We start from the raw sequence: 21,856 nt of genomic DNA on the forward strand, positions 1-21,856 counted from the left end.
ACTTGTGATCGCCCTCTCCCTCGCCGAGATCGCAGCTGTCGTCGGCGGGCAGACACACGACATACCGGATCCGTCCGTGAACGTCACGGGACCGGTCGTCCGGGACTCCCGAGAGGTGGTGCCCGGCAGCCTGTTCGCCGCCTTCACCGGCGAGCGGGTGGACGGCCACGACTACGCGGCGGCCGTCGTGGAGGCGGGCGCGGTCGCCGTACTGGCGTCGCGCCCCGTCGGCGTGCCCGCGATCGTGGTCGAGGACGTCCAGACCGCCCTCGGCGCCCTCGCCCGCCACGTCGTCCAGCGGCTCGGTGCGACCCTCGTCGCGCTGACCGGCTCGGCCGGCAAGACCAGCACCAAGGACCTCATCGCCCAGGTGCTCCAGCGCAAGGCGCCGACCGTGTTCACGCCCGGCTCGCTCAACAACGAGATCGGGCTGCCGCTGACCGCCCTGTCCGCCACCGAGGAGACGAAGTTCCTCGTGCTGGAGATGGGCGCCCGCGGCATCGGCCACATCCGCTACCTCGCCGACCTCACCCCGCCGAGGATCGGGCTCGTGCTCAACGTCGGCACCGCCCACATCGGCGAGTTCGGCGGCCGCGAGCAGATCGCCCAGGCCAAGGGCGAGCTCGTGGAGTCCCTGCCCGCGGCGGAGGACGGCGGCGCGGCGATCCTGAACGCCGACGACCCGCTGGTGCGCGAGATGGCCTCCCGTACCAAGGCGAAGGTGGTCCTTTTCGGAGAGTCGGCCGAAGCGGACGTTCGCGCCGAGAACGTGCGACTCACGGACAGCGGGCAGCCCTCCTTCAGGCTTCACACACCCTCCGGTGCAAGCGATGTGACCATGCGCCTGTACGGTGAGCATCACGTGTCGAACGCGCTCGCCGCGGCCGCCGTCGCCCATGAGCTGGGCATGTCCGCAGCTGAGATCGCCACCGCGCTCTCCGAGGCGGGCTCCCTCTCCCGCTGGCGCATGGAGGTCACCGAGCGCCCGGACGGCGTGACCATCGTCAACGACGCCTACAACGCCAACCCCGAGTCCATGCGGGCCGCCCTGCGGGCGCTCGCGGCCATGGGCAAGGGGCGCCGCACGTGGGCGGTGCTCGGCAAGATGGCCGAGCTGGGGGACGAGGCGCTCGCCGAGCACGACGCCGTCGGACGGCTCGCCGTCCGGCTCAACGTCAGCAAGCTCGTCGCGGTCGGGGGGCTCGAAGCCTCCTGGCTGCAACTGGGCGCATATAACGAGGGTTCGTGGGGTGAGGAGTCGGTGCACGTGTCCGACGCACAGGCGGCGGTCGACCTGTTGCGCAGCGAGTTGCGCCCGGGGGACGTCGTCCTCGTGAAGGCGTCCCGTTCGGTGGGGCTCGAAAGCGTCGCCCAGGCGCTCCTGGAGACCGGTGCCGAGGGTGAGGTTGCCGCCCGATGATGAAGCAGATCCTGTTCTCGGGAGTCATTGGCCTCTTCCTGACGCTGATCGGCACCCCGCTGCTGATCAAGCTGCTGGCCCGCAAGGGCTACGGCCAGTACATCCGCGACGACGGCCCGCGCGAGCACGCCAGCAAGCGCGGTACGCCCACCATGGGCGGTATCGCCTTCATCCTGGCGACGATCGCCGCGTACTTCCTGAGCAAGCTCATCACCGGCTACCCCCCGACCTACTCCGGACTGCTGGTCCTCGGCCTGATGTTCGGCATGGGCCTGGTCGGCTTCCTCGACGACTACATCAAGATCGTCAAGCGGCGTTCGCTGGGCCTGCGGGCCAAGGCGAAGATGGCGGGCCAGCTGATCGTCGGCATCAGCTTCGCGGTGCTGTCGCTGATGTTCGCCGACGCCCGGGGCAACACCCCGGCCTCCACCAAGCTGTCGTTCATCACGGACTTCGGCTGGTCCATCGGCCCGGTGCTGTTCGTCCTCTGGGCGCTGTTCATGATCCTGGCGATGTCGAACGGCGTGAACCTCACCGACGGTCTGGACGGCCTCGCCACCGGCGCCTCCGTCCTCGTCTTCGGCGCCTACACGTTCATCGGCGTCTGGCAGTTCCAGGAGTCCTGCGCCAACGCGGGCACCCTGACCAACCCGGCCGCCTGCTACGAGGTGCGCGACCCGCTTGACCTCGCCGTGGTCGCCTCCGCCCTGATGGGCGCCTGCCTGGGCTTCCTGTGGTGGAACACCTCGCCGGCGAAGATCTTCATGGGCGACACCGGTTCGCTCGCCCTCGGCGGTGTCCTCACCGGCCTGGCCATCCTCTCCCGCACGGAGCTGCTGGTGGCCATCATGGGTGGCCTGTTCGTCCTCATCACCATGTCGGTCGTCATCCAGGTCGGCTCCTTCCGGCTCACCGGAAAGCGCGTCTTCCGGATGGCGCCACTCCAGCACCACTTCGAACTCAAGGGCTGGTCCGAAGTCCTGGTCGTGGTCCGCTTCTGGATCATCCAGGGAATCTGTGTGATTGTCGGACTGGGCCTCTTCTACGCAGGATGGGCAGCGGACAAGTGACCTCCTCGGTGCCTTCTGGGTCCTTCGAATTCCAGGGCAAGCACGTCACCGTCGCCGGGCTCGGCGTCTCCGGCGTCCCGGCGGCCAAGGTGCTGCACGCGCGCGGGGCGATCGTCACGGTCGTCAACGACGGCGACGACGCACGCGCGCGTGAGCAGGCCGCGGAGCTGGAGGCGCTCGGCGTCACCGTGCGCCTCGGTGACGGGGCGACGCTTCCCGAAGGCACCGAGCTGATCGTCACCGCGCCCGGCTGGAAGCCGGACAAGCCGCTCTTCCTCGCGGCCGAGAAGGCCGGCGTGCCCATCTGGGGCGACGTCGAGTTGGCCTGGCGCCTGCGGGGCCCCGACGCGGCCCCCTGGCTGGCCGTGACCGGCACCAACGGCAAGACCACCACCGTCCAGATGCTGGCGTCCATCCTGAAGGCCGCGGGCCTCAGGACGGCCGCCGTCGGCAACATCGGCGTCTCCTTGCTGGACGCGGTCCTCGGCGAGGGGGAGTACAGCGATCTCGATGTACTCGCCGTCGAGCTGTCCAGCTACCAGCTCCACTGGGCGCCCTCCCTGCGCGCCCACTCCGGCGCGGTGCTGAACCTCGCCCCGGACCACCTCGACTGGCACGGCTCGATGGAGGCCTACGCCGCCGACAAGGGCCGTATCTACGAGGGCAATCGGGTCGCCTGCGTCTACAACGTGGCCGACAAGCTCACCGAGGACCTGGTGCGCGAGGCCGACGTCGAAGAGGGCTGCCGGGCCGTCGGGTTCACGCTCGGCGCCCCCGCGCCGTCCCAACTCGGCGTCGTGGACGGGATCCTGGTCGACCGTGCCTTCGTGGAGAACCGGTACGAGAACGCGCAGGAGCTGGCCGAGGTCTCCGACGTCAACCCGCCTGCCCCGCACAACATCGCCAACGCCCTTGCCGCGGCGGCCCTCGCGCGCTCCTTCGGGGTGCCCGCCACGGCCGTCCGTGACGGCCTGCGGGCCTTCCGGCCCGACGCCCACCGCATCGCCCACGTCGCCGACATCGACGAAGTGGCGTACGTGGACGACTCCAAGGCCACCAACACCCACGCCGCGGAAGCCTCGTTGGCGGCATATGAGTCGATCGTATGGATTGCCGGCGGTCTGGCGAAGGGTGCCGTCTTCGACGAGCTGGTCGCCAAGTCGGCAAAGCGACTTCGCGGCGCGGTCCTGATCGGCGCCGACCGCGCGCTGATCCGCGACGCCCTCGCGCGACACGCGCCGGAAGTACCCGTCGTCGACCTCGACCGGACCGACACTGGGGCGATGCTCCAGGCGGTGACGGAGGCGAAGCGGCTCGCGCGGCCCGGCGACACGGTGCTCCTCGCCCCGGCCTGTGCCTCGATGGACATGTTCACCAACTACAACCAGCGCGGTGACGCGTTCGCGGCCGCGGTCCGCGAACTCGACGCCTGACCCCGGCCGCCCGCCGGGCGGATCTTGGGAGGGACGCGTGGGACGGCCGACGTTCAGTGGAGGCGTTGATGCCCGGTAGCCGTACCGGCCGCCCGCCCGTGCAGCGGGCGGCCCGCCGTCCCGCAGCCCCCGGTCCGCCCAGAGACACCCCCCTGCGGCGGCTCTACATCCGCGCGCACAAGGCCTGGGACCGGCCGCTGACCGCCTACTACCTGATCCTCGGCGGCAGCCTGCTCATCACCGTGCTGGGTCTGGTGATGGTCTACTCGGCCTCCCAGATCACCGCGCTGCAGCTGTCGCTGCCCGGTTCCTACTTCTTCCGCAAGCAGTTCCTCGCCGCGCTCATCGGCGGCGCCCTGATGTTCGCCGCCGCCCGCATGCCGGTGAAGCTGCACCGGGCGCTGGCCTATCCGATCCTGGCCGGCGCGGTCTTCCTGATGGCCCTGGTACAGGTACCCGGGATAGGGATGGCGGTCAACGGCAACCAGAACTGGATCTCCCTCGGCGGTTCCTTCCAGATCCAGCCCAGCGAGTTCGGCAAACTCGCCCTGGTGCTGTGGGGCGCGGACCTGATCGCGCGCAAGCAGGAGAAGAAGCTGCTGACCCAGTGGAAGCACATGCTGGTGCCGCTCGTCCCGGTCGCCTTCCTGCTGCTCGGGCTGATCATGCTCGGCGGCGACATGGGAACTGCGATCATCCTCACAGCGATCCTGTTCGGCCTGCTGTGGCTCGCGGGCGCGCCCACCCGGCTCTTCGCCGGCGTGCTGTCGATCGCGGGCGCGATCGGTGTGATCCTCATCAAGACCAGCCCCAACCGGATGGCCCGCCTCGCCTGCATCGGCGCCACCGAGCCCCAGTCCGGGGTCGCGGACTGCTGGCAGGCCGTGCACGGGATCTACGCCCTCGCCTCCGGCGGACTCTTCGGATCCGGTCTCGGTGCGAGTGTGGAAAAATGGGGTCAACTCCCGGAAGCCCACACCGACTTCATCTTCGCGGTCACCGGTGAGGAACTGGGCCTGGCGGGGACGCTGTCGGTGCTCGCCCTGTTCGCGGCTCTAGGCTATGCGGGTATCCGCGTGGCCGGAGGCACGGAGGACCCCTTCGTGAGGTACGCCGCGGGAGGCGTGACCACCTGGATCACCGCCCAGGCAGTGATCAACATCGGTGCGGTGCTCGGCCTGTTGCCGATCGCCGGTGTCCCCCTCCCGCTGTTCTCCTACGGAGGGTCCGCCCTGCTGCCGACCATGTTCGCCATCGGGCTGCTGATCGCCTTCGCACGCGACGAGCCCGCTGCGCGGGCGGCGCTTGCGATGCGGCAACCTCGCTTTGGTAGAAAGCGGGGTGCCGGGGGGCCTCCGGGTCCCCGGAGATGGAACACGATGCGACGGCGCGCCTCATCGGCGCGTTCGTCCGGAGAGCGGTGAATTTCGGTGCATGTCGTACTCGCCGGCGGGGGTACCGCGGGCCACATCGAGCCCGCGCTCGCCCTCGCGGACGCCCTGCGCAGGCAGGATCCGACCGTGGGGATCACGGCCCTGGGCACGGAGCGAGGCCTGGAGACCAGGCTCGTCCCGGAGCGCGGCTATGAGCTGGCGCTGATCCCGGCGGTCCCGTTGCCCCGCAAGCCCACGCCCGAGCTGATCACCGTCCCGGGCCGGCTGCGCGGCACGATCAAGGCCGCCGAGCAGGTGCTGGAGCGCACCAAGGCCGACTGTGTGGTCGGCTTCGGCGGTTACGTCGCCCTGCCCGCCTACCTCGCGGCCAAGCGCCTCGGCGTGCCCATCGTGATCCACGAGGCGAACGCGCGCCCCGGTCTGGCCAACAAGATCGGCTCGCGGTACGCGGCCCGGGTCGCCGTCTCCACCCCGGACAGCAAGCTGCGCGACGCGCGCTACATCGGCATCCCGCTGCGCCGCTCCATCGCGACTCTGGACCGCGCCGCCGCGCGTCCCGAGGCCCGCGCGATGTTCGGGCTCGACCCGAACCTGCCGACGCTGCTGGTCACCGGTGGCTCGCAGGGTGCCCGCCGCCTCAACGAGGTGGTCCAGCAGGTCGCCCCGTGGCTCCAGCAGGCCGGCATCCAGATCCTGCACGCGGTCGGCCCGAAGAACGAACTGCCGCAGGTCCACCAGATGCCGGGCATGCCCCCCTACATCCCGGTAAGTTACCTGGACCGGATGGACCTCGCGTACGCGGCGGCCGACATGATGCTCTGCCGCGCGGGCGCGATGACCGTCGCCGAACTCTCCGCCGTCGGACTCCCGGCCGCCTACGTCCCGCTGCCCATCGGCAACGGCGAACAGCGGCTCAACGCCCAGCCGGTGGTCAAGGCGGGCGGCGGACTCCTCGTCGACGACGCGGAGCTCACGCCCGAGTGGGTGCAGCAGAACGTGCTGCCCGTGCTCGCCGACCCGCACCGGCTGTACGAGATGTCCCGGGCGGCAAGCGAGTTCGGCCGCCGGGACGCCGACGAGCTGCTGGTCGGGATGGTGTACGAGGCGATCGCCTCACGCCGATAGGACCGTATGACGAAAGGGCAGTGAGCGTGGCCGGACCGACGACCGCCGAGCGCGGTGAACGCCAGCAGGAGTCGTCCGGCCCGCCGCCCGCCCGCGGGTTGAGGCGACCGCGCGTTCGTACGATCGTCATCCTGGCCGTGGCCCTCGTCCTCCTCGGCGCCGGTTCCACCTGGGCGTTGTACGGCAGCGACTGGCTGCGGGTGGAGCGCGTCTCGGTGTCCGGCACGCGGGTGCTGACCCCGCAGGAGGTGCGCTCGGCCGCCTCCGTGCCGCTCGGGGCACCGCTGGTTTCCGTCGACACCGACGCGATCTCAGCCCGGCTTCGCCAGAAATTGCCCCGAATTGACACCGTTGATGTCGTGCGGTCCTGGCCCCATGGAATCGGCCTGAAAGTGACTGAGCGCACTCCGGTACTCCTTGTCCGAAAAGCCGGGAACTTCGTCGAAGTCGACAAGGAAGGTGTCCGTTTCGCCACGGTTTCTGGTGCGCCGAAAGGTGTTCCGACGCTGGAATTGACCGCATCGCGTTCGGGTTCGGGTGCCGCGAGCTTCCGGCGCTTCGGAATCGACCGGCTGGTGCGCGAGGCCGTCCGGGTCGCGGGCGACGTGCCGGCCCCGGTGGCGAAGGACACCCGGAGTGTCCAAGTCCGGTCCTACGACGCCATCTCGCTGGAGTTGGCCGACGGCCGCACGGTGGCATGGGGCAGCAGCGAGGACGGCCGGGCCAAGGCGCGAGCCCTCACAGCTCTCATGAAAGCAGCCCCCGGCGCACGGCACTTCGATGTCAGCGTTCCCACCGCCCCTGCGTCAGCGGCGAGTTGACGCACATCAGCGCAGGCCAGCACCCTGGTTGGGCACTGCTACGGCTGATCACATAGGGTGAAAAGAAAAACGGGAGGTTCGGCGTGTTCGTTGAACGGGCGCCACTTGTCGACTTAGTGTCCTGTTCGGAAGAGTCCAGGGAACAGACACACTGATAACCCTAAACTTCAGCGTTAGGGTTCGGGTCGGCGTTCGGACCGTCCCATTCGGCATCTGCCGTCCCGGCGCGGGGAACCGCGTGGAGGCGGCAACGTAATTCGAGGCGAGAGGCCTTCGACGTGGCAGCACCGCAGAACTACCTCGCAGTCATCAAGGTCATCGGTGTCGGCGGCGGTGGTGTCAATGCCATCAACCGGATGATCGAGGTCGGTCTCAAGGGTGTCGAGTTCATCGCCATCAACACCGACGCGCAGGCGCTGTTGATGAGCGACGCCGACGTCAAGCTCGACGTCGGCCGTGAACTCACCCGCGGACTCGGCGCCGGTGCCAACCCGGCCGTCGGCCGCAAGGCCGCCGAGGACCACCGCGAGGAGATCGAGGAGGTCCTCAAGGGGGCCGACATGGTCTTCGTGACCGCCGGTGAGGGCGGCGGGACCGGCACCGGCGGCGCGCCGGTCGTGGCCAACATCGCGCGCTCGCTGGGCGCCCTGACCATCGGCGTGGTGACGCGCCCGTTCACCTTCGAGGGACGGCGCCGCGCGAACCAGGCCGAGGACGGCATCGCCGAGCTGCGCGAAGAGGTCGACACCCTCATCGTCATCCCCAACGACCGGCTGCTGTCCATCTCGGACCGCCAGGTCTCGGTCCTGGACGCCTTCAAGTCGGCCGACCAGGTCCTGCTCTCCGGTGTCCAGGGCATCACCGACCTCATCACCACCCCCGGCCTGATCAACCTCGACTTCGCCGACGTCAAGTCGGTCATGTCCGAGGCCGGTTCGGCCCTCATGGGCATCGGCTCGGCCCGCGGCGACGACCGTGCGGTGGCCGCCGCCGAGATGGCGATCTCCTCGCCGCTGCTGGAGGCGTCCATCGACGGCGCCCGCGGTGTGCTGCTGTCCATCTCCGGCGGCTCCGACCTCGGTCTTTTCGAGATCAACGAGGCCGCCCAGCTGGTCAGCGAGGCCGCCCACCCCGAGGCCAACATCATCTTCGGTGCGGTCATCGACGACGCCCTCGGCGACGAGGTCCGGGTCACCGTGATCGCGGCCGGCTTCGACGGCGGTCAGCCGCCGTCCCGCCGGGACAACGTCCTCGGCTCGGCCTCCGCCCCCTCCAACGCGCCCCGCCGTGAGGAGCCCGCTCCGGCGCGGCACCAGCAGCCGGTCTCCACGTCCTTCGGCTCGCTCGGCAGCGTGACCCCGAAGGAGGAGCCGGAGCCCGCGCCCGAGCCGGTGGCCGACATCCCGGTCGCCCCGCCCGTCACGCCGGCGCCCCGGACCTACGCGGACAGCGCGGCCGAGGAACTGGACGTCCCGGACTTCCTGAAGTGATAGGACAGCGCGAAAGCGTGAGCGGCGCGCACTTCGCCTTCACCGACAGGTGGGGCGGGGTGAGCGCCGCTCCGTATGAGGAGCTCAATCTCGGCGGAGCGGTCGGCGACGACCCCGACGCCGTACGCACCAACCGTGAACTCGCAGCCAAGTCGCTGGGCGTCGACCCGGCGCAGGTGGTCTGGATGAACCAGGTGCACGGCGCCGACGTGGCCGTGGTGGACGCGCCCTGGGGCGCGGGGGTCCCCCCGCTCGGGCGGAGCCGGGAGCGGGGGAGTTCCGTGCCGGAGGTCGACGCGATCGTCACCGCCCGCCGCGGGCTCGCCCTCGCCGTGCTCACCGCGGACTGCGTGCCGGTGCTGCTGGCGGACCCCGTCGCGGGAGTCGTCGGCGCGGCCCACGCGGGCCGGCCCGGAATGGTCAAGGGGGTCGTCCCCGCCGCCGTCCGCGCCATGGCCGAACTCGGCGCCGAACCGGCCCGGATCGTCGCCCGCACCGGACCGGCCGTCTGCGGCCGCTGCTACGAGGTGCCGGAGCGGATGCGCGCCGACGTGACCGCCGTCGAACCGGCGGCGCACGCCGAGACGAGCTGGGGTACTCCCGCCGTCGACGTGAGCGCCGGAGTGCACGCGCAGCTCGACCGGCTCGGGGTGTCCGACCGGGCGCAGTCGCCGGTGTGCACGCTGGAGTCGGGCGATCACTTCTCGTACCGCCGCGACCGCACGACAGGGCGGCTCGCGAGCTATGTCTGGCTGGACTGATGAGGCATGACGGACCGTAAGACCGAACTCGCCGCGAATCTGGCGAATGTGGAGGACCGCATCACCGCCGCGTGTGTGGCGGCGGGGCGCAAGCGGGAGGAGGTGACCCTGATCGTGGTCACCAAGACCTACCCGGCGAGCGATGTGCGGATTCTGTCGGAACTCGGTGTGCGTCATGTCGCCGAGAACCGGGACCAGGACGCGGCGCCGAAAGCCGCTGCTTGTGCGGATCTGCCCCTGAAGTGGCATTTTGTGGGCCAGTTGCAGACCAACAAGGTCCGTTCCGTGGTCGGTTATGCCGATTTCGTGCAGTCCGTCGATCGCGCCCGGCTCGTTTCGACGCTGTCGAAGGAGGCGGTGCGGGCGGAGCGCGAAGTGGGCTGTCTTGTCCAGGTCGCGTTCGACGCCGGCGTCGGCGGGCGCGGTGAGCGCGGGGGCGTGGCGCCGGGCGGAATCGAAGAGTTGGCCGACCTCGTCGCCGACGCGCCCGGACTGCGGCTCGACGGACTGATGACCGTCGCTCCGCTCACCGGCGAGTACGCGGGACGCGAACGGGCGGCGTTCGAAGGGCTCATGGATTTGTCGACTGACCTGCGCCGTGCCCATCCGGCTGCAACCATGGTGTCGGCAGGGATGAGTGCGGACCTCGAGCAGGCTGTTGCGGCCGGAGCGACACATGTGCGCGTCGGCACTGCGGTACTCGGAGTCCGCCCCAGGCTCGGGTAACGTCGCCAAGAAGTCGGACCACAGCAGAAAATATGGTCAATGCCGCCGAAGGTGGCACAACGACCACGTGGATCGCGGGCACTTGGCAGTCGTCAGCCGATCCACCACAGAGCGGAGGACTCAGAGCATGGCCGGCGCGATGCGCAAGATGGCGGTCTACCTCGGCCTCGTGGAGGACGATGGGTACGACGGCCGCGGATTCGACCCCGACGACGACTTCGAACCCGAACTGGACCCGGAGCCGGAGCGGGACCACCGACGGCATGAATCGTCACATCAGTCTCACAGTGCACATCAGCCCCAAAGGGGCGAAGAGGTGCGAATCGTACAACCGCCCGCGCCGCGCGAGCCGGTGGCCCGGTCGGCTTCGCTTGCCGCGGAATCCGGACGCCCGGCGCGCATCGCGCCCGTGGCGTCCATCACACAAGAACGTCAGTCCCTGGAGAAGAACGCGCCGGTGATCATGCCCAAGGTCGTGTCCGAACGAGAGCCGTACCGGATCACCACACTTCACCCGCGGACCTACAACGAGGCCCGTACCATCGGGGAACACTTCCGTGAGGGCACTCCGGTGATCATGAATCTGACTGAGATGGATGACACAGATGCGAAGCGACTTGTCGACTTTGCGGCTGGTTTGGTGTTTGGTCTTCACGGCAGCATCGAGCGGGTGACGCAGAAGGTGTTCCTGTTGTCGCCTGCTAACGTCGATGTCACGGCGGAGGACAAGGCCCGCATCGCAGAGGGCGGGTTCTTCAACCAGAGCTGAGACGCACCACCGGTAAGAAGCACGGAACAGGGGAGAGGGAAAAGCAGGCCATGAGCGTGTTCGCGCAGGTGATCTACATCGCGCTGATGGTGTTCCTCGTCGTGCTCATCTTCCGGCTGGTCATGGACTACGTGTTCCAGTTCGCCCGCTCGTGGCAACCCGGCAAGGCGATGGTGGTCGTACTGGAGGCCACCTACACTGTCACCGATCCACCGCTGAAGCTTCTGCGGCGGTTCATTCCGCCGCTGCGTCTCGGGGGCGTGGCGCTCGACCTGTCCTTCTTCGTACTGATGATCATCGTCTACATCCTCATCTCCGTCGCACGGAGCTTCGTGTGATGAGAGTGGACGATACGGTCTTGCCGACTGCCGATGACTACGTTGAGGTGAAGAGATGCCGTTGACCCCCGAGGACGTGCGGAACAAGCAGTTCACGACCGTCCGCCTCCGAGAAGGCTATGACGAGGACGAGGTCGATGCCTTCCTCGACGAGGTCGAAGCCGAACTGACCCGTCTGCTCCGCGAGAACGAGGACCTGCGCGCCAAGCTGGCCGCTGCCACGCGTGCTGCTGCCCAGAACCAGCAGAACATGCGCAAGGGTCCCGACCCGCAGGACCAGCAGCAGGGCGTGCCTCAGCAGGGGATGCGAGGTCCCGGCGCTCCGGTGCCCGCCGGCATATCGGGCCCGCCGCAGCAGCAGATGGGTGGCCCCATGGGTGGCCCCCCGCAGCTGCCGAGCGGCGCCCCGCAGCTGCCCGCCGGTCCCGGCGGTCAGGGCGGCCCGCAGGGTCCCGGTCCGATGGGCCAGGGTCCGATGGGCCAGGGCCCCATGGGTCAGGGTCCGATGGGTCAGGGTCCGATGGGCCAGGGCCCCATGGGTGGTCAGCCGCCCATGCCGCAGCAGATGGGTGGCCCGATGGGCGGCCCCATGGGCGGTCCGATGGGCGGCCCCGGTCAGGGCCCCGGTGGCGACAGCGCCGCCCGAGTCCTCTCGCTGGCCCAGCAGACCGCCGACCAGGCGATCGCCGAGGCCCGCTCCGAGGCCAACAAGATCGTCGGCGAGGCCCGCAGCCGCGCCGAGGGTCTGGAGCGTGACGCCCGTGCCAAGGCCGACGCCCTGGAGCGGGACGCGCAGGAGAAGCACCGCGTCGCGATGGGCTCCCTGGAGTCCGCCCGCGCCACGCTGGAGCGCAAGGTCGAGGACCTGCGCGGCTTCGAGCGCGAGTACCGCACGCGCCTGAAGTCGTACCTCGAGTCCCAGCTGCGTCAGCTGGAGACCCAGGCCGACGACTCCCTGGCCCCGCCGCGCACCCCGGCCACCGCGTCCCTGCCGCCGTCCCCGGCGCCCTCCATGGCACCGGCCGGCGCGAGCGCCCCGTCCTACGGCGGCAACCCGACGATGGGTGGCGGCCCCGCGCCGTCCGCCCCGTCCTACGGCGGCCAGCAGCAGATGACCCCGGCCATGACCCAGCCGATGGCTCCGGTCCGTCCGCAGGGTCCGTCCCCGATGGGCCAGGCCCCCTCGCCGATGCGTGGGTTCCTGATCGACGAGGACGACAACTGACGGCCGCTCTCGGCCAGTAGTGCGCCACAGGCGTCGGCAGCGCCCAGGGCGGGCCCCCGGACTTCGGTCCGGGGGCCCGCCCTTTTTACGCGTGTTGACACACGCAGGGGTACCGGGCGAAGGGCTCGCGGGAAACGGAAGGGCCCGGCCTCCCACGTGCCCACGTGGAGACCGGGCCCTTTGCGTACGGCCGGCGCTTAGGCCTTGCGCAGGCGGAACGTGAGGGACAGACCCTCGTCGGTGAACGGCTCGCCGTACGTCCCGTCCGCCTCGCCCTGGGCGAAGTCGGTCGCGAGGACCTCCTCGGCGATCAGGTCCGCGTGCTCGGCGAGGGCCGCGAGGACCGCCGGGTCGGTGGAGGTCCAACGCAGGGCGATCCGGTCGGCGACGTCCAGGCCGCTGTTCTTGCGGGCCTCCTGGATCAGCCGGATCGCGTCGCGGGCGAGGCCCGCCTGCCGCAGTTCCTCGGTGATCTCCAGGTCCAGGGCGACCGTGGCGCCGGAGTCGGAGGCCACCGACCAGCCCTCGCGCGGGGTCTCGGTGATGATCACCTCGTCCGGGGCGAGGGTCACCGTCTCACCGTCGACCTCCACCGACGCGGTGCCCTCGCGCAGGGCGAGGGAGAGCGCGGCGGCGTCGGCCGCGGCGACGGCCTTCGCCACGTCCTGCACCCGCTTGCCGAACCGCTTGCCCAGGGCACGGAAGTTGGCCTTGGCGGTGGTGTCCACCAGGGAGCCGCCGCCCGCCGGACCGGCGGAGGAATCCGTCAGCGACGCCAGCGAGGAGACGTTCAGCTCCTCGGTGATCTGGGTGTGCAGCTCGCGGTCGAGGGACTCGAAACCGGCCGCCGCGACCAGCGCGCGCGACAGCGGCTGGCGCGTCTTGACGCCCGACTCCGCGCGCGTGGCACGGCCCAGCTCCACCAGCCGGCGGACCAGGACCATCTGCTTCGACAGCTCCGGGTCGATCGCGGACAGGTCCGCCTCCGGCCACGACGCCAGGTGCACGGACTCCGGCGCGCCCGGGGTCACCGACACGACCAGGTCCTGCCACACCCGCTCGGCGATGAACGGGGTGATCGGCGCCATCAGCTTGGTGACCGTCTCCAGCACCTCGTGCAGCGTGCGCAGCGCGGCCTTGTCGCCCTGCCAGAACCGGCGGCGCGAGCGGCGCACGTACCAGTTCGACAGGTCGTCGACGAACGCGGACAGCAGCTTGCCGGCGCGCTGGGTGTCGTACGCCTCCAGCGCCTGGGTCACCTGGTCCGTGAGCGCGTGCAGCTCGGACAGCAGCCAGCGGTCCAGCAGCGGGCGGTCGGCCGGGGCCGGGTCGGCCGCGGACGGCGCCCAGTTCGACGTACGGGCGTACAGCGCCTGGAAGGCCACCGTGTTCCAGTACGTGAGGAGCGTCTTGCGGACGACCTCCTGGATGGTGCCGTGGCCGACCCGGCGGGCCGCCCACGGGGAGCCGCCGGCCGCCATGAACCAGCGCACCGCGTCCGCGCCGTGCCGGTCCATGAGCGGGATCGGGTCCAGGGTGTTGCCCAGGTGCTTGGACATCTTGCGGCCGTCCTCGGCGAGGATGTGGCCCAGGCAGACGACGTTCTCGTACGACGACTTGTCGAAGACGAGCGTGCCGACGGCCATCAGCGTGTAGAACCAGCCGCGGGTCTGGTCGATCGCCTCGGAGATGAACTGCGCCGGGTAGCGGCTCTCGAACAGCTCCTTGTTCTTGTGCGGGTAGCCCCACTGCGCGAACGGCATCGAACCCGAGTCGTACCAGGCGTCGATGACCTCGGGCACGCGCGTGGCCGTCTTTCCGCAGCCGTCGTGCCGGCAGGCGAAGGTGATCGCGTCGATGTACGGGCGGTGCGGGTCCAGGTTCGACTGGTCGGTGCCGGTCAGCTCGGTCAGTTCCGCGCGCGAGCCGACGACCGTGAGGTGGTTCTCCTCGCAGGCCCAGATCGGCAGCGGGGTGCCCCAGTAGCGGTTGCGGGACAGCGCCCAGTCGATGTTGTTGCTCAGCCAGTCGCCGAAGCGGCCGTGCTTGACCGTCTCCGGGAACCAGTTGGTCTTCTCGTTCTCCGCGAGCAACCGGTCCTTGACGGCGGTGGTGCGGATGTACCAGGAGGGCTGCGCGTAGTACAGCAGCGCGGTGTGGCAGCGCCAGCAGTGCGGGTAGCTGTGCTCGTACGGCAGGTGCCGGAAGAGCAGCCCGCGCGCGTGCAGGTCCTCGGTGAGCTTCTCGTCGGCCTTCTTGAAGAAGACGCCGCCGACCAGCGGGACGTCCTCCTCGAAGGTGCCGTCCGGGCGGACCGGGTTCACGACCGGCAGGCCGTAGGCGCGGGAGACCTTGAGGTCGTCCTCACCGAAGGCCGGGGCCTGGTGGACCAGACCCGTACCGTCCTCGGTGGTGACGTAGTCGGCGTTCACCACGAAGTGCGCCGGCTCCGGGAACTCAACGAGCTCGAACGGGCGCTGATACGTCCAGCGTTCCATCTCGGCGCCGGTGAAGGACTGACCGGTGGTCTCCCAGCCCTCGCCGAGTGCCTTGGCGACCAGTGGCTCGGCGACGACGATCTTCTGCTCGCCGTCGGTGGCGACGACGTAGGTGACGTCCGGGTGCGCGGCGACCGCCGTGTTGGACACCAGGGTCCACGGGGTCGTCGTCCACACCAGGAGCGAAGCCTGGCCGGCGAGCGGACCGGAGGTCAGCGCGAAGCGGACGTAGACCGAGGGGTCGACGACCGTCTCGTAGCCCTGGGCGAGCTCGTGGTCCGACAGGCCGGTGCCGCAGCGCGGGCACCAGGGGGCGACGCGGTGGTCCTGGACCAGCAGGCCCTTGGTGAAGATCTCCTTCAGCGACCACCAGACGGACTCGATGTACTCGGGGTCCATCGTGCGGTACGCGTCGTCCAGGTCGACCCAGTAGCCCATGCGGGTCGTCAGGTCGGCGAAGGCGTCCGTGTGCCGGGTCACCGACTCGCGGCACTTGTCGTTGAAGGCGGCGATGCCGTACGCCTCGATGTCCTGCTTGCCGGAGAAGCCCAGCTCCTTCTCGACCGCCAGCTCCACCGGCAGACCGTGGCAGTCCCAGCCGGCCTTGCGGCCCACGTGGTAGCCGCGCATGGTGCGGAAGCGGGGGAAGACGTCCTTGAAGACGCGTGCCTCGATGTGGTGGGCGCCGGGCATGCCGTTGGCGGTGGGCGGGCCCTCGTAGAAGACCCACTCGGGGCGGCCCTCGGACTGCTCCAGGCTCTTGGTGAAGATCTTCTGGTCGCGCCAGAAGTCGAGCACGGCGTGCTCAAGAGCGGGCAGGTCGACCTGAGCGGGCACCTGGCGGTACGTCGGCGCTGTCATCTGCGAGCATCCTCCAACGGACTTGCTGCCTTCCGTCGGAGGGACGAGAGCCTTCGATCCTGTCGACGCCGTGTGCGGCGCGCTCCCGCGGTACCACCCTCCTTGGCCCCCGCCGCGCCGTACACGCCGGTGAGCCCCCTCATTGGGGTCGCGAAGCCGGTTCTACGGCCCTGGCCGGCTCAGGGGCTGAGCCCATCGCTGTCCACGGCTTTCTTCCGGCGGCTCCGGGGTGATCTTCACGTCGCGCTCACCCCCGGGCTCACACCGTCCCCGGGTCGCTCTGGGCTGCGTACGCCGCTACTCGTCCCCATCCACGCTTTTCGCTCCGCCCAGTGTACGGCGCCACGCGGACAGCGGCCGACCGTATTTCGCGCGGTAGGGGCGGGCGGTGGCACAGGGGGGCGGTGGCAGGGCGGTCGCGGGCCGGTCGCGGCGGGTTCCGGGGCGCGGGGTGACCCGAACGGTGAGGAGGGCGGGCGTTAGCCCGTCGGGCGCGTGCGGCTCGGGCGGATTACCCGGCGAGGAGCTGGGCACAACGCATGCAGGTCTGCTGCGCGGGGGTGCGGGGCGGGCGAATCGGGCGGCGTGCCCCGTTGCCGCGGGACTCAAGTCGATTTATCGTCCCAGCACGATTCGCGTGCAAGATCACAATATGTGAAGGGGCCGCGGCCATGGTGGCGAAGAAGACCGCCGTACAGCAGCCGGCGACCGGCCGGGCCAGTGGCGCGGCCGCCCCTGGCGGTACGGCAGCGGCCTCCGGCGACGAGGCCAAGGGTGCCGGCGGAAAGAAGAGCACGCGCACGCGTACGGCTGCGGCCGGGCGGGCCGGGCCGGTGAAGACCCTCCGGACGGCGGATGCCGAACCGGCGAAGAACTCCTCGCCCCGGCCCCTGACCGGGGCCCCGGCCGCGATGGACACGGATCCTCCCGTGCGGAAGGCGGCCGGCGAGGAGCCCGCTGCGAAGCCTGCCGCCGAGAAGTCGGTGCGGAAGAAGGCGGAGGCCAAGAAGGCGGAGGCCAAGAAAGCCGCCGACAAGAAGGCTGCTGCGAAGAAGGTGGCTGCGACGAAGGCGGTGGCCGGGGACGAGTCTGCCGCCCAGGAGCAGAAACCTGCCGCCCAGAAGGCATCCGCCAAGAAGGCGTCCGCCGAGAAGGGCGAGGCCGAGAAGCCCGCTGCCAAGAAGACGGCGGCGAAGAAGACCGCTGTGAAGAAGACCGCTGTGAAGAAGACCGAGGCCGAGAAGGCTGCCGTGAAGGCTCCGTCCGCCCAGAAGGCGGGGCCGGCCGGGAGAGCGGCTGTGACGGAGGTGGCACCCGAGGAGAAGGCGTCCGACAAGGCGGTTGCGAAGAAGGCGGCTGCGAAGAAGGCCGCCAGGAAGACGGCCGGTCCGAAGAAGGCGGTCGCCGCGGGTGTCCCCCTCGGCGCGGCGGCACAGGGCACGGACGGGAAAGCCGAGAAGAGCACGGCCAAGAAGGCAGGCGCGGCGAGGGCCGCGAAGCAGACGGGAGCCACGACGGTGGTTGCGAAGAAGACTCCTGGCACGGCCGCGGCGGCGCAGACCGCCGTCCCCAAGGCGCGGGTCGCCGCGGTGGAGCCCGGCGAGCTGGCGGTGCGCCCCGGTGAGGATCCCTGGACCCCCGAGGAGGTCGAGGAGGCCCGTGCGGAGCTGCTGGCCGAGGCGGAGCGCCTGAGGGACGAGATCAGCTCCTCCGAGGCGTCCCTCGTGGGTCTGATGCGGGACTCCGGTGACGGCGCCGGCGACGACCAGGCCGACACCGGGACCAAGAACATCACGCGCGAGCACGAGATGGCGCTGGCCGCCAACGCGCGCGAGATGCTGATCCAGACCGAGCGCGCCCTGGAACGGCTGGACGCGGGCACCTACGGTCTGTGCGAGAACTGCGGCAACCCCATCGGCAAGGCCCGTATGCAGGCGTTCCCCAGGGCCACTCTGTGCGTGGAGTGCAAGCAGAAGCAGGAACGTCGCTCCTGAGCAGAGGGGGGCGCCAGGGCGTGCCGTAGTCTCGTCCCCAGTCAGGCACCTAGGTTGAGGGACTCACGTGGCAGAGGCGGAGCGCATCATCGGTACGCCGGACACTCCGGACGACGGCGACGAGCGCACGGTGCGGGCGGATCCTTTCGCCAGTGCGTCGGGCGCGGGCGAGCAGGACGCCGCGGCGCAGCGGCGCAGCGGGCGCGGGCGCCGGATCGGCGTGCTGTTCGCCGTGGCCGTGTTCGCGTACGCCCTCGACCTGGTCAGCAAGATGCTGGTGGTCGCGAAGCTGGAGCACCACGCGCCGGTCCAGCTGATCGGGGACCTGCTCGAGCTGCACGCCATCCGCAACCCCGGCGCGGCCTTCGGCTTCGGCGCGGCCTTCACGGTCATCTTCACGGTGATCGCGGCCGCCGTGATCGTGGTGATCATCCGCCTGGCCCGCAAGCTCTACAGCCTGCCCTGGGCGATCGCGCTCGGCCTGCTGCTCGGCGGCGCGCTCGGCAACCTCACCGACCGGATCTTCCGGTGGCCGGGGATCTTCAAGGGCGAGGTCGTGGACTTCATCGCGCCCAAGGGCTTCGCGGTGTTCAACCTGGCCGACTCGGCGATCGTGTGCGGCGGCATCCTGATCGTGCTGCTGTCCTTCCGCGGCCTGGACCCGGACGGCACCGTCCACAAGGATTGACACCGGGTCCACGCGGTCCGACGCCGGGGCTTCGTCCACAGGCTCGTTCGGTGCCCTCAGGCCCGTCCGGCATACTCGACGGGTGAGCACGATTCCCGAGATCCGTACCCTGCCCGTGCCCGACGGCCTGGAGGGCGAGCGCGTCGACGCCGCCATCTCCCGCATGTTCGGCTTCTCCCGCACGAAGGCGGCGGAGCTGGCCGCGGCCGGCAAGGTCCAGGTCGACGGGACGGTGGTCGGCAAGTCCGAGCGGGTGCGCGGCGGCGCCTGGCTCGAGGTCGAGATGCCGCAGGCGCCCGCGCCGGTGCAGGTGGTCGCCGAGCCGGTCGAGGGCATGGACATCGTGCACGACGACGATGACGTGGTCGTGATCGTCAAGCCGGTCGGCGTGGCCGCGCACCCCTCGCCGGGCTGGAGCGGACCGACCGTGATCGGTGGTCTCGCCGCCGCCGGCTACCGGATCTCCACCTCGGGCGCCGCCGAGCGCCAGGGCATCGTGCACCGCCTCGACGTCGGCACCTCCGGCCTGATGGTGGTCGCCAAGTCGGAGCGGGCGTACACCTCGCTCAAGCGCCAGTTCAAGGAGCGCACGGTCGACAAGCGCTACCACACCCTGGTCCAGGGCCACCCGGACCCGACGAGCGGCACGATCGACGCGCCCATCGGCCGCCACCCCAACCACGACTACAAGTGGGCGGTCACGGCCGACGGCAAGCCCTCCGTGACCCACTACGACCTCATCGAGGCCTTCCGCGCCGCCTCCCTGCTCGACGTGAAGCTGGAGACCGGCCGCACCCACCAGATCCGCGTGCACATGTCGGCGCACCGCCATCCCTGCGTCGGCGACCTGACCTACGGTGCCGACCCGACCCTCGCCAAGCGGCTGCGGCTGCACCGCCAGTGGCTGCACGCCGTCCGCCTCGGCTTCGAGCACCCGGGGGACGGGCAGTGGGTGGAGTTCGAGAGCGACTACCCCGAGGACCTGGAGAAGGCCCTTGAGCAGGTCCGTGAGGAGACGTGGGCGTGAGCACGCCGTACACCGTCCGGATCGCCGAGGACCCCGCCGACCGCGAGGCCTGCTTCGCGGTGCGCAAGGCGGTCTTCGTCGTCGAGCAGGACGTCCCGGAGGACATCGAGTACGACGCGTACGACGCGGGGGCCGTGCACGTGCTGGCCGTCCGCGAGGACGGCGTGCCGCTCGGCACCGGGCGCCTGCTCTATGGCGAGTCGGCCGCCGCGAAGACCGGCGGGGACGCCTCGGTGGGCTCGCTCGGACGGCTGGCCGTCGCCCGGGAGGCGCGTGGCCTCGGCGTCGGCGCGGCCCTGGTGCGGGCCATCGAGGACACGGCACGCGCGCGCGGCCTGGCCGCCGTGGACCTGCACGCGCAGACCCAGGCCCTGGGCTTCTACGAGCGCCTCGGGTACGAGGCCTACGGCCCCGAGTTTCCGGACGCGGGGATCGCGCACCGGGCGATGCGGCGCGCCCTGTAGGGGCGCGGCGGCTCGCTGGGCGCCCGGGGCGCCGGTGAGAAGGATCACGTGGCACCCTTGAGGCCCCCGTGTGATCTTCGACTCCCGGAGTGCCGGCCGTGGACCAGTTGGCCCTGTTGTTCCTGCTGCTGCTCGGGGCCGTCGTCAGCGTCCCGGTCGGCGACCGGTTCGGGCTGCCGGCGCCGGTGCTGATGACGCTGTTCGGCGGGGTTCTCGCGGTGAGCGACTTCGTCCCCAACGTGAGCATCCCGCCCGCGCTGATCCTGCCCGCGGTGCTGCCGCCGCTGCTCTACGCCGCCGTGCGCCGGACTTCCTGGCGGCAGTTCGCGGCCAACAGACGCCCGATCTTCCTGCTGGCCGTCGCCCTGGTGTTCGTGACGACCGTGTGCGTGGCGGCCGCCGCCCACGCGATGGTGCCCGGACTGTCGGTCGCCGCCGCGGTGGCGCTGGGCGCGCTGATCGCCCCGCCCGACCCGGTCGCCGTCACCGCCGTCGCCGGACAGCTGGGGCTGCCGCGCCGGCTGGTGTCGATCCTGGAGGGCGAGGGGCTCTTCAACGACGTCACGGCGATCGTGCTCTACCACGTGGCGATCGCCGCGGCCGTCAGCGGGCACTTCTCGCTGTGGCGGGCCGGTCTTGACCTGGTGCTGTCGGCCGTGGTCGCGGTCGCCGTCGGGCTGGCACTGGGCTGGGGAGCGAACCGGCTGCTGGACATGCTGGGCGACGCGACCCTGCAGATCGGGCTGACCCTGCTCGTGCCCTATGCCTCCTACGTACTGGCCGAGGAACTGCACGGCTCCGGCGTCCTGTCCGTGCTCGTCACCTCCCTCTTCCTCGCCCAGTACGCCACCGACGCGGACGACGTGCTGACCCGGCTGGCCGGGCACACCTTCTGGGACATCGTCGACACACTCGTGACCGGGGTCGCCTTCGGACTGATCGGGCTCGAACTGCACAACGCGATCACGGCGGCGCCGGGCCGCTGGGGCACGCTGATCGGCTATGCCGCGGCGGTCGCGGGCGTCGTCGTCGTCGTACGACTGCTGTGGCTGCTGCCCGCGGCCTGGCTGACCACGCGGCTGCACGCGAGCCGGGACTACGAGGAGGAGATCCCGATCGGCTGGCGGGAGACCGTCGTGATGTGGTGGTCCGGGATGCGTGGGGTGGCCTCGGTGGCGCTGGCGCTCGCCATTCCGCTGACCACCGAGGACGGATCGCCCTTCCCCGACCGGAACGAGATCGTGTTCATCGCGTTCGGGGTGATCGTCGCGACGCTGGTGCTCCAGGGGACGACGCTGCCCTGGCTGGTGAAGCGGCTGGGGGTGCGGGCCGATTCGGCGCGCGAGAAGGAGTTCGAGAAGGATCTGGCCGTACGGGCGATGAAGGCCGCGCGGCAGAAGCTGCGGGAGATCGAACAGGTGGAGGAGCTGCCGGAGGAGCTGTCGGAACAGATGCTCCGCCGGGCGTACGACATCGGGATCCGGATCAGCCCGGACATGGGGGAGGAGGAGCGGCGCGAGGCGTACCGGCAGCGGGCCCGGCGGCTGAAGAAGGTGCGGCGGATCCAGGCGGAGATGATGAGTGCGGCCCGGCACGAGGTGTTGGCGGCCCGCAACGAGCCGGGGGCGGATCCGGAGATCGTGGACAGGGTCCTGCGCCATCTCGACGTGCGGAGCCTGCGCTGACCCATCGGGCCCGTCCAGCGTCGCCCGTTGCTGTCGGCCGGGGTGCGGGGCTGCTGGCACCATGGGG

Annotated in this window: 18 protein-coding genes; 17 read left to right on the forward strand and 1 reads right to left on the reverse strand. The window is 70.5% G+C overall.

Annotation, left to right across the window (positions count from 1 at the left end):
* Window positions 1–4 precede the first annotated feature (4 nt).
* The 12 genes from ACWD5D_RS15360 (at window position 5) to ACWD5D_RS15415 (ending at window position 12,572) form a co-directional block, all read left to right on the forward strand.
* Complete coding sequence (locus tag ACWD5D_RS15360; RefSeq protein ID WP_451373173.1) at window positions 5–1,420, forward strand: UDP-N-acetylmuramoyl-tripeptide--D-alanyl-D-alanine ligase; 1,416 nt, start codon at window positions 5–7, stop codon at window positions 1,418–1,420.
* Window positions 1,420–2,490, forward strand: a complete 1,071-nt coding sequence (gene mraY / locus ACWD5D_RS15365) for a phospho-N-acetylmuramoyl-pentapeptide-transferase (RefSeq protein ID WP_451373336.1) — start codon at window positions 1,420–1,422, stop codon at window positions 2,488–2,490. The genes ACWD5D_RS15360 and mraY overlap by 1 nt, the downstream gene beginning before the upstream one ends.
* Window positions 2,472–3,923: a UDP-N-acetylmuramoyl-L-alanine--D-glutamate ligase gene (gene murD, locus ACWD5D_RS15370; protein ID WP_451373174.1), complete on the forward strand. Its 1,452-nt coding sequence runs from the start codon at window positions 2,472–2,474 to the stop codon at window positions 3,921–3,923. The genes mraY and murD overlap by 19 nt, the downstream gene beginning before the upstream one ends.
* 68 nt (window positions 3,924–3,991) lie before the next feature.
* Complete coding sequence (gene ftsW / locus ACWD5D_RS15375; RefSeq protein ID WP_451373175.1) at window positions 3,992–5,347, forward strand: putative lipid II flippase FtsW; 1,356 nt, start codon at window positions 3,992–3,994, stop codon at window positions 5,345–5,347.
* Between the two features lie 6 nt (window positions 5,348–5,353).
* Complete coding sequence (gene murG, locus ACWD5D_RS15380) at window positions 5,354–6,442, forward strand: undecaprenyldiphospho-muramoylpentapeptide beta-N-acetylglucosaminyltransferase (RefSeq protein WP_451373176.1); 1,089 nt, start codon at window positions 5,354–5,356, stop codon at window positions 6,440–6,442.
* Window positions 6,443–6,468: 26 nt separating this feature from the next.
* Window positions 6,469–7,263: a cell division protein FtsQ/DivIB gene (locus ACWD5D_RS15385; RefSeq protein WP_451373177.1), complete on the forward strand. Its 795-nt coding sequence runs from the start codon at window positions 6,469–6,471 to the stop codon at window positions 7,261–7,263.
* A 278-nt stretch (window positions 7,264–7,541) separates the two neighbouring features.
* The gene (gene ftsZ, locus ACWD5D_RS15390; protein ID WP_451373178.1) at window positions 7,542–8,753 is read left to right on the forward strand and encodes a cell division protein FtsZ; all 1,212 of its coding nucleotides are present in this window, start codon (window positions 7,542–7,544) and stop codon (window positions 8,751–8,753) included.
* Window positions 8,750–9,514 (forward strand): peptidoglycan editing factor PgeF, encoded by a 765-nt coding sequence (gene pgeF / locus ACWD5D_RS15395; RefSeq protein WP_451373179.1) that lies wholly within the window; start codon window positions 8,750–8,752, stop codon window positions 9,512–9,514. Before ftsZ ends, pgeF begins: the two co-directional genes overlap by 4 nt.
* 6 nt (window positions 9,515–9,520) lie before the next feature.
* The gene (locus ACWD5D_RS15400) at window positions 9,521–10,240 is read left to right on the forward strand and encodes a YggS family pyridoxal phosphate-dependent enzyme (RefSeq protein ID WP_451373180.1); all 720 of its coding nucleotides are present in this window, start codon (window positions 9,521–9,523) and stop codon (window positions 10,238–10,240) included.
* A gap of 127 nt (window positions 10,241–10,367) precedes the next feature.
* A complete protein-coding gene (locus ACWD5D_RS15405; RefSeq protein WP_451373181.1) occupies window positions 10,368–11,009 on the forward strand; it encodes a cell division protein SepF in 642 nt (213 codons plus the stop codon).
* 50 nt (window positions 11,010–11,059) lie between these two features.
* On the forward strand, window positions 11,060–11,347 hold the full coding sequence (locus ACWD5D_RS15410) for a YggT family protein (protein ID WP_393881282.1): 288 nt from the start codon (window positions 11,060–11,062) through the stop codon (window positions 11,345–11,347).
* Between the two features lie 55 nt (window positions 11,348–11,402).
* Window positions 11,403–12,572, forward strand: coding sequence for a DivIVA domain-containing protein (locus ACWD5D_RS15415; protein WP_451373182.1), 1,170 nt, complete (start codon window positions 11,403–11,405; stop codon window positions 12,570–12,572).
* Window positions 12,573–12,769: 197 nt separating this feature from the next.
* On the opposite strand, the gene ileS is transcribed toward ACWD5D_RS15415, so the two are convergent.
* On the reverse strand, window positions 12,770–15,931 hold the full coding sequence (gene ileS / locus ACWD5D_RS15420) for an isoleucine--tRNA ligase (protein WP_451373183.1): 3,162 nt from the start codon (window positions 15,929–15,931) through the stop codon (window positions 12,770–12,772).
* 671 nt (window positions 15,932–16,602) lie between these two features.
* On the opposite strand from ileS, the gene ACWD5D_RS15425 reads away from it, so the two are divergent.
* From ACWD5D_RS15425 to ACWD5D_RS15445, 5 genes are all read left to right on the forward strand, one after another.
* Window positions 16,603–17,925: a TraR/DksA family transcriptional regulator gene (locus ACWD5D_RS15425; RefSeq protein ID WP_451373184.1), complete on the forward strand. Its 1,323-nt coding sequence runs from the start codon at window positions 16,603–16,605 to the stop codon at window positions 17,923–17,925.
* A gap of 67 nt (window positions 17,926–17,992) precedes the next feature.
* Window positions 17,993–18,613 carry a signal peptidase II gene (gene lspA / locus ACWD5D_RS15430; RefSeq protein WP_451373185.1) on the forward strand — a complete coding sequence of 207 codons (621 nt, stop codon included), beginning with the start codon at window positions 17,993–17,995 and terminating at the stop codon, window positions 18,611–18,613.
* A gap of 82 nt (window positions 18,614–18,695) precedes the next feature.
* Window positions 18,696–19,640, forward strand: a complete 945-nt coding sequence (locus tag ACWD5D_RS15435) for an RluA family pseudouridine synthase (RefSeq protein WP_451373186.1) — start codon at window positions 18,696–18,698, stop codon at window positions 19,638–19,640.
* Entirely contained in the window at window positions 19,637–20,104 is a 468-nt protein-coding gene (locus ACWD5D_RS15440) for a GNAT family N-acetyltransferase (protein ID WP_451373187.1), read from the forward strand. Before ACWD5D_RS15435 ends, ACWD5D_RS15440 begins: the two co-directional genes overlap by 4 nt.
* Before the next feature lie 98 nt (window positions 20,105–20,202).
* Window positions 20,203–21,789 carry a Na+/H+ antiporter gene (locus ACWD5D_RS15445; RefSeq protein WP_451373188.1) on the forward strand — a complete coding sequence of 529 codons (1,587 nt, stop codon included), beginning with the start codon at window positions 20,203–20,205 and terminating at the stop codon, window positions 21,787–21,789.
* Window positions 21,790–21,856 lie beyond the last annotated feature (67 nt).

This window comes from Streptomyces sp. NPDC002520 (assembly GCF_053595235.1).

Excerpts from the sequence above, each read along its gene's own strand:
- murD (WP_451373174.1), top strand. The coding sequence starts at position 2,472 with ATGGGCAGCGGACAAGTGACCTCCTCGGTGCCTTCTGGGTCCTTCGAA.
- ACWD5D_RS15415 (WP_451373182.1), top strand. The coding sequence starts at position 11,403 with ATGCCGTTGACCCCCGAGGACGTGCGGAACAAGCAGTTCACGACCGTC.
- ACWD5D_RS15425 (WP_451373184.1), top strand. The coding sequence starts at position 16,603 with ATGGTGGCGAAGAAGACCGCCGTACAGCAGCCGGCGACCGGCCGGGCC.
- ACWD5D_RS15400 (WP_451373180.1), top strand. The coding sequence starts at position 9,521 with ATGACGGACCGTAAGACCGAACTCGCCGCGAATCTGGCGAATGTGGAG.
- ileS (WP_451373183.1), bottom strand. The coding sequence starts at position 15,931 with ATGACAGCGCCGACGTACCGCCAGGTGCCCGCTCAGGTCGACCTGCCC.
- ACWD5D_RS15410 (WP_393881282.1), top strand. The coding sequence starts at position 11,060 with ATGAGCGTGTTCGCGCAGGTGATCTACATCGCGCTGATGGTGTTCCTC.
- ftsW (WP_451373175.1), top strand. The coding sequence starts at position 3,992 with ATGCCCGGTAGCCGTACCGGCCGCCCGCCCGTGCAGCGGGCGGCCCGC.
- ACWD5D_RS15405 (WP_451373181.1), top strand. The coding sequence starts at position 10,368 with ATGGCCGGCGCGATGCGCAAGATGGCGGTCTACCTCGGCCTCGTGGAG.
- mraY (WP_451373336.1), top strand. The coding sequence starts at position 1,420 with ATGAAGCAGATCCTGTTCTCGGGAGTCATTGGCCTCTTCCTGACGCTG.